We start from the raw sequence: 14,732 nt of genomic DNA, 5'->3' as shown, positions 1-14,732 counted from the left end.
GGACGCGACGGGCGCCGTGGTGGGACCATCGGGGGATGAAGTACCTGGTCCTGATGTACGCAGACCCGGCGGCGACCGAGGTGATGACCGACCGGCAGCGGGCCGAGGTGTTCCAGCGGCACGGCGACCTCCACCGCGACCTGGAGGGCACCGGCGAGATGCTCAACGGCGCGGGGCTCGCCCATCCGCGGGACACCACCACGCTCCGGTGGCAGGAGGGCGGCGCCCCGGTCGCGGCGGACGGCCCGTTCACGGCCGGGCAGCTGCAGCTGACGGCCTACCACGTGCTCGAGTGCGCGAGCCCGGAGCGGGCCCGGGAGATCGCGGAACGCGTCCTGGACTTCCACGTGGTGGCGGTCGAGGTGCGACCCGTGCACGACGCGTTCGGGATGACCGGGGACTGAGCCCGTCGGCGACGCCGGCCCGGGCACGGTGGGCGCGGGGGTCACCTCGACGAGCGGCGGGCCCGACAGCCTGGACAGGGCCCCGGTCAGAGCGGCGGGTTGGGGCGGGTCAGGCCGAGATCGTAGGCGAAGATCACGGCCTGGACGCGGTCCCGGGCCCCGATCTTGGCGAGCACCCGGCTGACGTGGGTCTTGACGGTGGACTCCGCGAGCACCAGGCGCTCGGCGATCTCGCCGTTGCTCCAGCCCCGGGCGACGGCGACGAGGATCTCCCGTTCGCGGTCGGTCAGGGCGTCCAGCCGGGCGTCGTCGGCCGGGCCGGCCCCCGCCGGGCGGACCGGCAGGTGGTGGGCGTAGGCGTCGAGCAGCCGGCGGGTGACGGCGGGTGCGACGACGGCGTCGCCGCCGGCCACCGCGCGGATGCCCGCGAGCAGTTCCTCGGGGCGGGCGTCCTTGAGGAGGAAGCCGCTGGCACCGGCGCGCAGCGCGGCGTGGGCGTACTCGTCGAGGTCGAAGGTGGTGAGGACGAGGATCCGCGAGCGGCCGCCCGCGGCGACGATCTGGCGGGTGGCCTCGATGCCGTCCATGCCGGGCATCCGGATGTCCATGAGGACGACGTCGGGCCGCAGGCCGGCGGTCAGCCGGACGGCCTCGGCGCCGTGGGCGGCCTCGCCGACGACCTGGGTGTCCGGCTGGCTCTCCAACAGCATGCGGAAGCCGTACCGCTGCAGCGGCTGGTCGTCCACGATGAGGACGGTGGTCACGTCGGGCCGCCTGTCGGGTCGGGGGTGAGGTCGAGCACGGCCTCCACGGTCCATCCTGCACCAGGGCCGGGCCCGGCGGTGACGGTGCCGCCGTAGAGGGCGGCGCGTTCGCGCATGCCCGCGAGCCCGTGGCCCTCGGTGCCCGGGCGCGTGGGCGGGGCCGCGTCGCCGGGCGGCCCGTCGTCCCGGACCCTGATTCGCAGCCGGCCCGACTCGGCGCTCACCGACACGTGTGCCCTGGTGTCCGGGCCGGCGTGCCGCAGCGTGTTGGTGAGGGCCTCCTGGACGATCCGGTAGGCCATCAACTGGACACCGCGGTCCAGGTGTTCCAGCTCGCCGGCCGCGGTGTACACGATGCGGGGCCCGGCCGCGCGGGTGCGCGCGCACAGCCCGTCGATGTCGGCGATGCCCGGCTGCGGGGTGAACTCGGCGCCCTGCTCGCCCTGGTCGCGGAGCACGCCGAGCATGCGCCGCAGCTCGCCCAGCGCCTGCCGGCTGGTCTCGCCGATCAGCAGCAGCGCCTCGCGGCCCCGCTCCGGGGAGGCCTGGGCCGCGTACGCGCCGCCGTCGGCCAGGGTGACGATCACGGACAGGTTGTGGCCGATGATGTCGTGCATCTCGCGGGCCACCTTGGTGCGCTCGGTGGCCGCGGCGAGTCGGCTGCGCTGGTCGCGTTCGATCTCCAGCCGCGCGGCGCGTTCGCGCAGCCCGGCGAGCTGGGCGCGCCGGATGCGCACGGCGATGCCGAGGGCGACGGCGGCCGTCGCCGCACTGAACAGGAAGAACAGGGCGTCCCCGAGGGAGACGCCGGAGGACAGCTCGACGGCGACGAGGACCAGCGCGCCGGCCGTCGCGCCGCAGGCCCAGGCCAGCTTCCGCAGGCTGCCGTGCAGGGCGAGGCTGTAGAGGGCGACGAACAGGGCGGCGTCCGCGCGCAGCGCCGCGCCGAGCGACCACTGCAGCACGAACACGGCCATGATCGCCGCGAAGGAGGCGGCGGGCCGGCGCCGGCGCCACAGCAGCGGCAGGACCAGCCCGATCTGGAGGGCCAGCACGGCCGGCAGGGGCAGGTGGGTGAAGACGATCCGGTGCTCGTGCGGGCCGTCGCCGTCGCCGTGGAACGGGCCGGCGCCGCCGCCGCGGACGAGGTCGGGCACGCACAACAGGACGAAGGCCACCGCGACCACGGCGGTGTCCAGGACCCACGGGTGGTCGCGGTCCGCCAGCCGGACGCGCTGGCCGAACCGGCCGAGCGGGCCGAACAGCGGGTGGGCCGACAGGGGGTCGGCGACCGACGCCGGGGCGCCGGCGTGGAGGTGGCTCACGGGTGTCACCTGTCCATCGTGGCGTGGGGCCCGCCCTCCGACTGCGGGGGGCGGGCCCTGGGCCGGGGGGGGGGGGGGGGGGGCCCCCCCCCCCCCCCCGGGGGGGTGGGGGGGGGGGGCCCCCCCCCCCCGCCCCGGGGGCCCCCCCCGGGGGCCCCCCCCCCCCCCCGCCAACCAACACGGCGGCGGGCGGGGGCGCGGTGGTTGGGGGGGGGGGGGGGCCGGCGGGGGGGGGGGGGGGGGGGGCCGGGGGGGGGGGGGGGGGGGGGGCCCCCCCCCCCCCCCACCGCGGGGGAGTTCACGCGTCGCTGCGCACCAGGCGGACGGCGGCGCCGGCCAGGGCGAGCACCGTCCAGCCGAGGAAGACGAGCAGTCCGGCGGTCGGCGAGAGGGTGGTCGAGTCGTGGTGCAGGGCGAACATCGCCTCGCCGGCGTGGCTGGGCAGGTAGGGGCTGAGGTGGCTCTGCCAGGAGGTCGGCAGCAGCGAGGTCAGGCCCGGGACGAGCATCAGCGAGGCGACCAGGACGGCGATGCCGCCCGCCACCGACCGCAGCAGCGCGCCCAGGGCGACCCCGATCACCCCGACCAGGGCGAGGTAGAACCCCGCGCCGAAGAGGCCGCGGACCACACCCGGATCGGAGATCGTCATCGCCGCGCGGGTGCTCGCCAGGATGCCGCTGTCGGCGAGGAAGACGGCGAACACGCCCGCGGTGCCGAGCAGCAGCGCGATCACGCCGAACACCGCGGCCTTGGACCACAGCACCGGCAGGCGGCGCGGCACGGCGGCCAGGGTCGAGCGGATCATGCCGGTGGAGTACTCGCCGGCGGCGACCAGCACGCCCAGCACGCCGAGCGCCAGCTGCGCGAAGTTGGTGCCGAACAGCGACAGGCTCAGGGCGCTCGCCGAGGCGAAGTCCCGGTCCATCGGGCGGCCGGAGGTGATCCTCGACTTGAACTGGACGGCGGCGATCAGCCCGAAGCCGACGAGGAACAGCAGGGCCAGGCCGAGGGTGATCCAGGTGGAGCGCAGCGACCACAGCTTCGCCCACTCGGAGCGCAGCACCCGGGCGGCCGTCACCCGGTGGACGGGGCGTGCGGGGCGCGCGCCGGCGGGTGCGGAGGTCTTGCTCGGTGCGATGGTGCTCATGCCGCACTCCTCGCGGTCTCGGCGCCGGCCTCGTCGCCGGCGGTGGTGCCGGTGCCGGCGGTGCGGCCGGTGGTGGAGCCGTGGTACTCCACGGCGTCTCTGGTCAGGTCCATGAAGGCCTCCTCGAGGGAGACCGTGCGGGGCGTCAGTTCGAACAGGGCGATGCCGTGTTCGGCGGCGGTGAGGCCGATCTCGCGGGCCGTGCGGCCGGTGACGAGGAGCTCCTCGGTGCCCGAGCGGCCGGTCACCTCGACGCCGGGCCCGGCCAGGGCCGAGCGCAGCCGGGCCGGGTCGGCGCTGGCGACCTTGACGGCGTCCCCGCCGGCCTGGCGGACCAGCTCCTGCACGGTGGTGTCGGCCAGCAGCCGCCCGCGCCCGACGATGATCAGGTGGTCGGCGACGAGGGCGACCTCGCTCATCAGGTGGGAGGAGACGAAGACGGTGCGGCCCTCGGCGGCGAGGGAGGTGAGGAGGTTGCGGATCCAGAGCACGCCCTCCGGGTCGAGGCCGTTGACCGGCTCGTCCAGCATCACCGTCGCCGGGTCGCCGAGCAGGGCGGAGGCGATGCCGAGCCGCTGGCCCATGCCGAGCGAGAACGCCCCGGCGCGCTTGCGCGCCACCGAGGTGAGGCCGGTCAGCTCGACGACCTCCTCGACCCGGCGGCGGGGGATGCCGTGGGTGTGGGCCTGCGCCATCAGGTGGTTGAACGCCGAGCGCCCGGGGTGGATCGACCGGGCCTCCAGCAGGGCGCCGACCTCCTGCAGCGGCGCCGCGTGCTCGGCGTAGCGGCGGCCGTTGACGCGCACCGAACCGCTGGTCGGCGCGTCCAGTCCGACGATCATCCGCATCGTGGTGGACTTGCCCGCGCCGTTGGGCCCGAGGAAGCCCGTCACCGTGCCCGGCCGGACGGTGAAGTCCAGCCGGTCGACGGCCGTCTTCTCGCCGTACCGCTTCGTCAGCTGGTGCGCCTCGATCATCGCTCACCCCTGTGCTCCGGGGCCGGACCGTCCCGGCCGCCCTCACCGTCCACGCTAGGTGCCGGGGCGGCCCGATCCGTGGTACCCGGGGGCTGATCACCCCCAGGCGGGTAGTACCGCGGTACCACGGACGGGCGCCCTCCGGGCGGTCCGGCCGGCCCGCGGCTGCGCCCTCCGGGTGATCGAGCCGGTCCGCGCCGTGCCCTCGCCGGTCGGCGGTACCGAAGTTGTCTGGTCAAGTTCGGCCGGAGTTCGCCCGGGAGCCCTTCCCCCGGACGGCCCGGACCGGTAGCTATGTGCAGCCGGTCGCGCACGCCCCGGCACCACCCTCACCCAAGCTACGAGGTATCCCCATGCGACTGCGCCGGAGCGCCCTCGGCGGGCTGCTCGCCACCCTCCCCCTCGTCGGCGCGCTGGTCGTCGCCGCCCCCGTCACCGCCACCGCGGCCGGGAGCAGCGGCAACCTGATCGTCAACGGCGACGCGGAGGCCGGCGGCTACTGCACCAGCGACTGGAGCGCCGCCACCACCGTCCCCGGCTGGACGGTCCAGGCCGGCGGCGCCGACGTCATGTGCCACTCGGTGGCCCCCATCGGCCTGCCCGCCGACGGCAACACGCCCGGCCGGGCCTTCTTCGGCCCCGGCAACTTCGGGGACGGCGCGATGGCGCAGACCGTCGACGTCTCCTCCGCGGCCGCCGCCGTCGACGGCGGCGGCGTGCACTACAACCTCTCGGGCTGGCTGGGCGGTTGGGCCGTCTACAGCGGCTACGTCGCCGTCAGCCTGCACTTCCACGACGCCGCCGGGCGCCCCCTCGGCGCCGCCGCCACGCTGCCCACCGTCTCCGCGACCGACCGCGGCCTGAGCACCCGGTTCCTCTCCCGCAGCACCACCGGGGCCGTCCCCGCCGGGACGCGCTCGATCCAGGTCGAGGTCCAGTTCCTGTCCAGCTCGAACGAGACCGGCTACCTGGACGACCTCTCGCTCACCCTCGACACCCCGGTCGCCGCACCCGCGCCGCTCACCCCGCCCGCGTCCGCGGTGCCCGGCTACGACCACGTGTTCACCGTCATGATGGAGAACACCGACTACGCCCAGATCATGAACGACCCCGCGGACACGCCGTTCATCCACGGCCTGATGGCCCAGGGCGCCACCCTCACCGACGCCCACGGCGTCTACCACCCCAGCGACGAGAACTACCTCGCCGTCGCCGGCGGCGACACCTACACCAAGGGGGCCACCTACTGGCCCGACATCAACTCCCCGCAGCGCAACCTCGGTGACACCCTGGAGGAGGCCGGCAAGACCTGGAAGGCCTACGAGCAGGGCATGGGCACGCCCTGCAACACCACCAAGGCCTACGACAGCTCCTACATGCCGGACGACGCGCCGTTCATCAACTACACCGACATCAGCGGCAACCCGGCCCGCTGCGCGGCGCACCTCTTCGACACCACGCAGCTGACCACCGACCTGCAGTCGGCGGCCACCACGCCGAACTTCTCCTGGATCGCCGCCGACGACTACTACGACGGCGAGGGCTCCGGCAACGGCAGCGCCACCAGCCTCAAGGTGCAGGACGGCTGGCTGAAGCAGACCCTCGCCCCCGTGCTGTCCTCCCCGGCCTGGACCCAGCAGCGCTCCCTGCTCGTCCTCACCTGGGACGAGAGCGAGAGCGAGGGCTACAACCACCTCGCCACCGTCCTCGTCGGCTCGCAGGGCACCGTCCCGGCCGGCACCAGCAGCCCGCTGCACTACGACCACTACGGCATCGGCCGCACCATCGAGGCCGCCCTCGGCCTGCCCGGGCTCACCGGCAACGACACCTACGCCACGCCGCTCAACGCCGCCTTCGCGCCCTCCGGGGCGACCGGGCCGACCCTCACCGGAGACCTGAACGCCGTGGCCAACGGCGGCAACCTCACCCTGCGCTACGCCCTGCCGAACGCCTCCCAGGCCGGCCCGAAGAACTGGGTCGGGATCTACCCGGCGGGCGTCACCCCGGGCTCGCGCTCCTCGCTGACCTGGTCCTACGCGCCGAACCAGAGCGGTGCCGTCACCCTCTCCACCGGCAAGCTGAGCGGCGCGGGCCGGTACGACGCGTACTACCTGGCCAACGACGGGTACTCGGTGCTGGCGGGGCCCTTCACGGTGACGGTCGGCTGACGCGGGACGGCCGTCGGGGGCGGGGGCCCCCCCGGGCCCCCCCCCCCCCCGCGGGGGGGGGGGGGGGGGGCGCGCCCCGGGGGGGCGGGGGGGGGGGGGGGGGGGGGGGGGGGGGGGGCCCCCCCCGGGGCCCCCCCCCCCCGACGGCGGGTTCGGTCGTGCGCTGCTGCGCTCGTGCGGGGCTGGGTTCCGTCGGGCTCGTGGGCGCGTCCGGCCGCGGGAGCAGCTGCGGGTTCAGCCGCGGGTTCAGCTGCGGGCGAGGAGCTCCAGGGTGTCGACGACGCGGTTGGAGAAGCCCCACTCGTTGTCGTACCAGGCGACGACCTTGACGTGGCGTCCGTGCACCCGGGTCAGCGCGGCGTCGAAGATCGAGGACGCCGGCTGGCCGGTGATGTCGGAGGACACCAGCGGCTCGTCCGAGTAGTCCAGGATGCCCTTGAGGCGGCCGTCGGCGGCCCCCCGGTAGGCGTCCAGGACCTGCTCCAGCGTCACCTCGCGGGAGACCGTGGTGTTCAGCTCCACCAGGGAGCCGACCGGGACGGGCACCCGGATCGAGTCGCCCGACAGCTTGCCGTCCAGGGTCGGCAGCACCAGGCCGATCGCCTTCGCCGCACCGGTGCTGGTGGGCACGATGTTGACCCCGGCGGCCCGGGCGCGGCGCATGTCGCGGTGCGGGCCGTCCTGGAGGTTCTGCTCCTGGGTGTAGGCGTGGACGGTGGTCATGAAGCCGTGCTCGATGCCGGCCAGGTCGTCCAGCACGGAGGCCAGCGGAGCCAGCGCGTTGGTGGTGCACGACGCGTTGGACACGATCACGTGCTCGGCCGGGTCGTACGCGTCGGTGTTGACGCCGTAGGCCAGCGTGACGTCCGCGCCGTCCGAGGGGGCGCTCACCAGGACGCGCTTGGCACCGGCGGTCAGGTGGGCGCGGGCGGCGTCGGCGGCGGTGAAGCGGCCGGTGGCCTCCAGCACGAGGTCCACGCCCAGCTCCGCCCAGGGCAGCGCGGCCGGGTCGCGCTCGGCGAGCACCGCGATGCGGTGGCCGTCCACCACCAGGTCGGTGCCGTCGACGGAGACGGAGCGGCCGAGGCGGCCGAGCGCGCTGTCGAACTTGAGCAGGTGGGCCAGGGCGTCGGGCGCGGTGAGGTCGTTGACGGCAACCACCTCGAGGTCGCTGCCGCGCTCCAGCAGGGCGCGCAGGGTGTTGCGTCCGATGCGGCCGAAACCGTTGATCGCGATGCGGGTCACGGGGGGTTCCCTTCGTTCCGTTCGTGCTGGCACCTCGTCGGTGCACCCCCATCCTCTGCACCGGGCACCGGCCCCGACAGGGGCCGGATCGACACGCTCCGCAAGGATCCCGCCAAGCCGGTGGCGGCCCGCCCGATCGCGCTGACCTGCGCCGACGCCCTGACGCGCCGACCCGCTGACGCGCTGACGCCTTGACCCGCCGACCACGTCGGGCCGGTCAGGGTGTCCGGGCGGCGAAGGTGTGCCGGTACTCCGTGGGCGAGGTCCCGAGGATGCGCTGGAAGTGCAGGCGCAGATTGGCGCCCGTCCCCAGCCCGACCCGGTCGGCGACCTGCTCGACCCCGAGGTCGGTGCGCTCCAGCAGCTCGCGCGCCAGGTCCACCCGGGCCCGCAGCACCCACTGCATCGGCGTGTACCCGGTGTCCTGCACGAACCGCCGGGAGAAGGTCCGCTCCGAGACCCGGGCGATCCGGGCCAGCCCCTCCAGCGTCAGCGGCTCGGACAGGTGCGCCAGCGCCCACTCCCGGGTGCCCGCGAACAGGTCCCCCAGCGGCTCGGGCACGCTGCGCGGCACGTACTGGGCCTGCCCGCCGCTGCGGTACGGGGCCGCCACCAGGCGCCGCGCCGTGTGGTTGGACAGCCCGACGCCGTGGTCGCGCCGCACCAGGTGCAGGCACAGGTCGATCCCGGACGCCGCCCCCGCCGAGGTCAGCACGTCGCCCTCGTCGACGAACAGGACGTTCTCGTCCACCGACACCAGCGGGTGCTGCTCGGCCAGCGCCCTCGTGTAATGCCAGTGCGTCGTCGCCTTGCGGCCGTCGAGCAGGCCGGTGGCCGCCAGGGCGAACGCCCCCGTCGAGATCGCCGCCAGCCGTGCCCCCCGTTCGTGGGCGGCCACCAGCGCCAGGACGACCTCCTCCGGCGGCCGGGTGCCCGCAGGGTCCCGGTAGCCGGGCACGAACACCGTGTCGGCCCACGCCAGCGCCTCCAGCCCGTCGGCCACGTGGTACGCCAGCCCGTCCCCGCCGGTCACCAGCCCGGGCCGCGCCCCGCACACCCGCACCTCGTACGGCATGCTCGGCCGGCGGGAGAACACCTGCGCCGGGATGCCGACGTCCAGCGGCTTCGCGCCCTCCAGCACCAGTACGGCCACCCGGTGCCTCGCGTGCCCCATCGGACTCCTCCCGTTGCCGTTCCGTGCCCCGGGGTGGCTCGGGTGCCACCCATCGCAAGCATCCTGCCACCGCGGGGCCGGCTGCCACCGCCCGGCCGACCCGCCGCCCGCGGACCGGTCGCACGGACGAACGATTGGCGGGGTGTGCGAATCACCCGCGGCGCGATCACCCGCCCCGGAGGGCCCGGAACGCGGTGTTTGCGGGCCGTGTCGCCACCGGCCGCCGCAGTGTCGTAGGGTGCGGCGCCGCGGGGCCGCGCCGGGACGGACGGCGGGCAGCCGAAGGACGGCGAGCGGGCAGGAACGGGGAGAGCACCGACGATGGACGAGCGGACGCAGCAGGACGACAGACCCGACGGCGGGAGCGTTCCCGAGGCCGCCGCGGGCGGGACCGCCGAGGCCCCCGCCGCCACGGGTGGCACGGCCACGGTTCCGGTCGCCGTGGACGACCCGGCCACGGCTCCGGCCCCCGCCGAGAGCGACGCCCCGGCCGAGGGCATGGCGTCGACCGTCCCCACCCCCCCCCCCGTCGAGGACGACACCCCGGCCGAGGGCGCGCCGTCGACCGCCCTCACCCCCGCCCCCGTCGAGGACGCCCGCCCCTGGGAGCTCCCGGACTACCTCCACGAGCGCGAGCTCGGCGCCGGGGCCAGCGGACGCGTGGTGCTTGCCCACCACCGGGAGACCGGCACCCCCGTCGCCATCAAGTACCTCCACGACCGGATCGGCACGCCCGCGCTGCGCGCCGAGGCCGAGGTCCTCGCCCAGGTCGACTCCCCGCACGTCACCCGGCTCTACGAGTACGTCGAGGGGGAGCAGGGCTCGGCCATCGTGATGGAGCTGGTCGACGGCATCGCGCTGCGCGACCTGCTGCGCGCCGAGGGCGCCACCACCCCCGAGGCCGCCCTGGTCGTCCTGAAGGGCTCCCTGCTGGGCCTGGCCGCCGCGCACGAGGCCGGCGTGGTGCACCGGGACTACAAGCCCGCCAACGTCCTCGTCGACGCCGCCGGCGTCTCCAAGCTCGTCGACTTCGGCATCGCGGTCCCCAGCGGCGCCGACCGCGATGTCTCCGGCACGCCCGCCTACATGCCGCCCGAGCAGTGGGCGGGCCGCCCCGCCTCCCCGGCCGGGGACGTGTACGCCGCGACCGTCACCTTCTTCGAGTGCCTCACCGGCGCCCGCCCCTACGGCGGCACCACGATCGCCGAACTCGCCGTCCAGCACACCGAGGCGCCGATCCCCGCCGAGCTGGCGCCCGACCCCGTCCGACCGCTCATCCTGGCGGGCCTGGCCAAGGACCCGGAGTCCCGCCCGGACAGCGCGGCCGTGTTCGTCCGCGAGCTGGAGGCGGTCGCCACGGCCGGCTACGGGGCCGGCTGGGAGGAGCGGGGCCGCCTCGACCTGCTGGCGCTGCTCGCCCTGCTCGCGGCACTGCTGCCCACCGGCGGAGCCGCGCCCGGCGGCACCTCGCTCGCCCACACCTCGCTGGGCCCGCAGGCCTCCGCGGGCTCGCAGAGCGGCGCCCTCGGCGCCGACCTCGCCCTCGGGGCGGGGGCGGCCCGGGGCCTGCTGCGCAAGGTCCCGCCGCGCCGGGGCAAGGTCCTCGTCGGGGTCGCGGCCGGAGCCGTCACCCTGGCCACGCTGGCCGGCCTCGCCGTCGCCGGGGCCACCGACGGCGACGCCCGGACGCCCGTCGGCGCGGCCTCGCCGGAGGCGACCACCAGCCTGGGCCCGCAGCAGCCGACGGGTGCCGCCGCCCCGACACCGACCGGTGACGGCGCCACGGCGAGCCCGACGCCCTCCACCCCGACGACCGCGCCCACCTCGCCCACGGCCACCCCGAGCGGCCCCGGCGGCAGCCCGGTCGCCGCACCGACGGCCAAGGCGCCCACGGCCCCCGCGGCACCGGCTCCCTCCGGGCCCGGCCTGCCGCCGGCGCCGTCCACCCCCGCCGGGGCTCCCACCCCGCCGCCCGCCGGGCCGGCGCCGACGTCGGCCGCGCCCACCGCGACCACGGCCGCGCCGTCGCCCGTCGTCGTCCCGCCCAGCCCCAGCCCGACCGTCGCCCCCGTGCTGAAGGTCACCTCGGTCAACCTGAACTCCCTGACCTGCAGCGGCCGGTGGAGCCTCACCGCGAACGTCACGGTGACGGCCCAGGGCGGCGGCAGCGGGACGCTGACGCTCAGCTGGTACCACAGCTCGGGCGGCCGCGCCGTCACCGTCGCGACGGACACCGTGACGGTCCAGAACGGCACCGCCACCATCACCCGGGCGCACGACTTCGGCTCGGCCGACACCTTCCCGACCTGGGGCGTGCGCGTCGCGACCAGCCCGGCGGCGGCCAAGGCGGGCACCACCTCCAACGAGACGGCCGCCTTCCTCTGCGACCCGCCCCGCTGACCCGCCCGCCCGTCCCCTCGCCGACTGCCCCGTCCCGTTCGTCCTGTTCTGGAGAAGCCATGCCCACGCCCCGCCCCGACTCCGCCCCCGACCCGGGCGCCGAGCAGACCGTCGCCCTCGGTCCGGGCGCCGGCGAGGCCACCGTGCGGCTCTCCCCGGACGCGGAGGCCACCGTGCGCCTCGCGGACAAGGCGCCCGCCGAGGCGCGGTCCGGGGCGGAGGCCGCCAGCGCGACCTTCCTGGACCCCCGAGCCTGGGGCGGCGACGAGGAGGCCGTGGAGACCGTCACCCTCCCCGGGGCCGCCGCCGGGACGGCATCCGAGCCCGAGCCCGAGAGCGCCACCTTCCTCGACCCCCGCGCCTGGGGCGGCGCCGCACGGACCGGGGAGACCGCCACCCTGCCCGAGGCCGCCCCGGAGGCGGGGGATACCGCCACCCTCCCCGACCCCCACGACCCCGCCGACGAGCCCGGCCGCACCGTCGAGGCCGCCACCCCGGTGGAGGAAACTCCCTTCGCGCCAGGTGAGTTGCGCCGCTTCGGGCCCGGTGTCCCGCCGCGCGCCGCCGCGGTGTGGCACGGCCAGACGACCCCGGAGGCCGAGCAGCCGAGGCGCCGCCGGGTGTGGCGCTGGCTGGCCCCGCTGCTCGTCCTCCTCCTGGTGCTCGCGGCCTTCCTCTTCTGGCGGCAGCTGCGCACCCCGGCCCTGGCCGTCACCGGAGTCTCCGTCACCACCGACCCGGCCGGCCCCGGCTGCGGCGGCACCGCGGTGGTCACGGCCTCGGTGGCGACCAACGGCGGCACCGGCACCCTCCGCTACCGCTGGGTGCGCAGCGACGGCACCACCTCGGACGAGATCGTCCAGGACGTCCGCTCCGGCGCGCACCACACCGATCTGGTCCTGCGGTGGACCTTCGACGGCCAGGGCTCCCTCCAGGCCACCGCCACCCTGGAGCTCCTCGCCCCGGACACCCGGACCGCCGCGGCGTCCTTCCCCTACCGCTGCGCCTGACCGCCCGCAGGCGCCCGCCGCGCACGTGGACGCACCGAGCCGCCCGGTCCACACGGACCGGGCGGCTCGGGCCGCGCTCCGCCCCTCCCCCGAGAGGGCGGAACGCGTGCCGGACACGGTCAGGAGTCCGCCGACACCTGACCGGTCCGGAGCTCACCCCCCGTTCAGGAGGTGACGGCTGAGGGACCGCCGGTGAACCCGGCCCGGTCCGTTCGCCGCGTCAGTGGGCGGCGATGGCGCCGCCGGGGATTTCGGCCCAGGCGTTGCTCCAGCGGCCGGCGGTGTAGTCGGCGTCCATGGTGTAGACGGTGCCGGTGGCGCCGATGGCGTAGAGGTGGACGGTGTTGCCGGTGAGGGTGGAGGTGAGGGCCTTGAGGGCGGAGCCGCCGATGCGGTTCCATGCGCCGGTCCAGTGGCCGGTGGTGTAGTCGCCGTCGGTGTTGTAGAGGGCTCCGTCGGCGCCGAGGATGTTGAGGTGGACGGTGTTGCCGGTGGCGGTTGCGGTGAGGGCGGTGGCGCCGGCGGCGCCGCCGGGGACCTCGACCCAGGCGTCGGTCCAGTGGCCGGTGGTGTAGTCGGCGTCCATGGAGTAGACGTGGCCGGTGGCGCCGATGGCGTAGAGGTGGACGGTGTTGCCGATGGTGACGCTGGTGAGGGCCTGGAGGGCGGAGCCGCCGATGCGGTTCCATCCGCCGGTCCAGTGGCCGGTGGTGTAGTCGCCGTCGGTGTTGTAGAGGGCTCCGTCGGCGCCGAGGATGTTGAGGTGGACGGTGTTGCCGGTGGCGGTTGCGGTGAGGGCGGTGGCGCCGGCGGCGCCTCCGGGGACCTCGACCCAGGTGCCGCTCCACTGGCCGGTGGTGTAGTCGGCGTCCATGGAGTAGACGCGGCCGGTGGAGCCGATGGCGTAGACGTGCATGCTGGTGCCGATGGTGACGCTGGTGAGGGCCTTGAGGCCGGAGCCGCCCAGGGGTGACCAGGCGCCGGTCCAGTTCCCGGCGGCGTAGTCGCCCTCGGTGGCCCACATCCCGCCGTCCGAGCCGATGATGTCCAGGTGCACCCCGTTGCCCGTCGCCGACGCCGCCACCGTCGAACCCGACACCGACGCGGCGGTGATGGTGTCGACGATGCGTTGGGCGTCGGTGGCCTGGGGTTGGTAGCGGTCGGGGTAGGCGGAGACCTGGACCTTCTGGCAGACGACGCCGACGGACTGGCTCTGCCAGCTGCCGTTGGGGTAGGCCTTGAGCATGGCGTTGAGGAAGGAGTTGGTGGCGTAGGCGGGGTCGAGGCGCTGGTCGACGGTGCCCCACCAGTCCTGTTGCTGGAAGAGGCCGACGCTGGTGGCGTCGAGCTTGTTGGGGTTGTTGCGCAGGTCGGATTCGACGATGGCGGTGGTGAGGGCGATGACGGCGGCGCGGTCGGGTAGGCCGCGGGTGCGGGTGGCGTTGACGATGGCTCGGGCGCAGGAGACGCGGTAGGCGTTCATGTAGCCGGCGAGCTTGCCGGTCATGGTGGCGTTGAGGGTGGTGGCGGCGGTGCTGTCGGCGTCGGTGACGGTGCCGCAGGTGCGGTCGGGCAGTAGGGCGTAGGCGGGGGTGGCGGTGACCATGGCGGGGATGGCCAGGGCGGCGGCGGTGGCCAGGGCGGGCAGGATCGAGCGCAGGCGGGTCTTCATCGGGAGCGGGAGCCCTTCGGGAGCGGTGGGTGGAGTGCCGGGTACGTGCGGGCGCTGCCCGGAAGGGGCGCGCCGGCCCGCGGCACCGGCCGGGGAGATCCGGCCGGTGCCGTCAGGGCGTGGCAGGGGAGGGCGTGCGGCTGGGCGGGGCCGCGGGGTGTCGCCGTGTCAGTGGGCGGCGATGGCGCCGCCGGGGATTTCGGCCCAGGCGTTGCTCCAGCGGCCGGCGGTGTAGTCGGCGTCCATGGTGTAGACGGTGCCGGTGGCGCCGATGGCGTAGAGGTGGACGGTGTTGCCGGTGAGGGTGGAGGTGAGGGCCTTGAGGGCGGAGCCGCCGATGCGGTTCCAACTGCCGGTCCAGTGGCCGGTGGTGTAGTCGCCGTCGGTGTTGTAGAGGGCTCCGTCGGCGCCGAGGATGTTGAGGTGGACGGTGTTGCCGGTGGCGG

Annotated in this window: 11 protein-coding genes and 1 pseudogene; 4 read left to right on the top strand and 8 right to left on the bottom strand. The window is 75.7% G+C overall.

What is annotated here, in order from left to right:
* Window positions 1-35: 35 nt before the first annotated feature.
* The gene (locus tag ACIRS1_RS30875; RefSeq protein ID WP_402845403.1) at window positions 36-404 is read left to right on the top strand and encodes a YciI family protein; all 369 of its coding nucleotides are present in this window, start codon (window positions 36-38) and stop codon (window positions 402-404) included.
* Between the two features lie 86 nt (window positions 405-490).
* Here ACIRS1_RS30875 and ACIRS1_RS30870 read toward each other — a convergent pair whose 3' ends face one another.
* The 4 genes from ACIRS1_RS30870 to ACIRS1_RS30855 all read right to left on the bottom strand — a co-directional run bounded on the left by ACIRS1_RS30870 (window position 491) and on the right by ACIRS1_RS30855 (window position 4,617).
* Complete coding sequence (locus ACIRS1_RS30870; RefSeq protein ID WP_387898962.1) at window positions 491-1,168, bottom strand: response regulator; 678 nt, start codon at window positions 1,166-1,168, stop codon at window positions 491-493.
* Window positions 1,165-2,493, bottom strand: a complete 1,329-nt coding sequence (locus tag ACIRS1_RS30865; protein ID WP_402845401.1) for a sensor histidine kinase — start codon at window positions 2,491-2,493, stop codon at window positions 1,165-1,167. The genes ACIRS1_RS30870 and ACIRS1_RS30865 overlap by 4 nt, the downstream gene beginning before the upstream one ends.
* Before the next feature lie 298 nt (window positions 2,494-2,791).
* Window positions 2,792-3,640: an ABC transporter permease gene (locus ACIRS1_RS30860; protein ID WP_360216229.1), complete on the bottom strand. Its 849-nt coding sequence runs from the start codon at window positions 3,638-3,640 to the stop codon at window positions 2,792-2,794.
* The gene (locus tag ACIRS1_RS30855) at window positions 3,637-4,617 is read right to left on the bottom strand and encodes an ATP-binding cassette domain-containing protein (protein WP_360216226.1); all 981 of its coding nucleotides are present in this window, start codon (window positions 4,615-4,617) and stop codon (window positions 3,637-3,639) included. The genes ACIRS1_RS30860 and ACIRS1_RS30855 overlap by 4 nt, the downstream gene beginning before the upstream one ends.
* A gap of 353 nt (window positions 4,618-4,970) precedes the next feature.
* On the opposite strand from ACIRS1_RS30855, the gene ACIRS1_RS30850 reads away from it, so the two are divergent.
* Window positions 4,971-6,785 (top strand): alkaline phosphatase family protein, encoded by a 1,815-nt coding sequence (locus tag ACIRS1_RS30850; RefSeq protein ID WP_402845398.1) that lies wholly within the window; start codon window positions 4,971-4,973, stop codon window positions 6,783-6,785.
* A 246-nt stretch (window positions 6,786-7,031) separates the two neighbouring features.
* Here the strand turns inward: ACIRS1_RS30850 and gap are convergent, their stop codons facing one another.
* Window positions 7,032-8,030 carry a type I glyceraldehyde-3-phosphate dehydrogenase gene (gap, locus tag ACIRS1_RS30845; RefSeq protein WP_360216220.1) on the bottom strand — a complete coding sequence of 333 codons (999 nt, stop codon included), beginning with the start codon at window positions 8,028-8,030 and terminating at the stop codon, window positions 7,032-7,034.
* 217 nt (window positions 8,031-8,247) lie between these two features.
* A complete protein-coding gene (locus ACIRS1_RS30840) occupies window positions 8,248-9,204 on the bottom strand; it encodes a helix-turn-helix domain-containing protein (protein WP_360216217.1) in 957 nt (318 codons plus the stop codon).
* 321 nt (window positions 9,205-9,525) lie between these two features.
* On the opposite strand from ACIRS1_RS30840, the gene ACIRS1_RS30835 reads away from it, so the two are divergent.
* A complete protein-coding gene (locus tag ACIRS1_RS30835) occupies window positions 9,526-11,604 on the top strand; it encodes a serine/threonine-protein kinase (protein WP_402845396.1) in 2,079 nt (692 codons plus the stop codon).
* A 59-nt stretch (window positions 11,605-11,663) separates the two neighbouring features.
* A complete protein-coding gene (locus tag ACIRS1_RS30830) occupies window positions 11,664-12,614 on the top strand; it encodes a hypothetical protein (protein WP_402845394.1) in 951 nt (316 codons plus the stop codon).
* 220 nt (window positions 12,615-12,834) lie between these two features.
* Here the strand turns inward: ACIRS1_RS30830 and ACIRS1_RS30825 are convergent, their stop codons facing one another.
* Together ACIRS1_RS30825 and ACIRS1_RS30820 are read right to left on the bottom strand one after the other, a co-directional pair.
* Window positions 12,835-14,286, bottom strand: coding sequence for a hypothetical protein (locus tag ACIRS1_RS30825; RefSeq protein WP_402845392.1), 1,452 nt, complete (start codon window positions 14,284-14,286; stop codon window positions 12,835-12,837).
* Window positions 14,287-14,454: 168 nt separating this feature from the next.
* Window positions 14,455-14,732, bottom strand: a pseudogene (locus tag ACIRS1_RS30820) (hypothetical protein); the annotation flags it as partial.

This window comes from Kitasatospora sp. NPDC101176 (assembly GCF_044768035.1).
Lineage (GTDB): Bacteria > Actinomycetota > Actinomycetes > Streptomycetales > Streptomycetaceae > Kitasatospora.
This window is presented reverse-complemented; position numbering and strand designations above follow the sequence as displayed.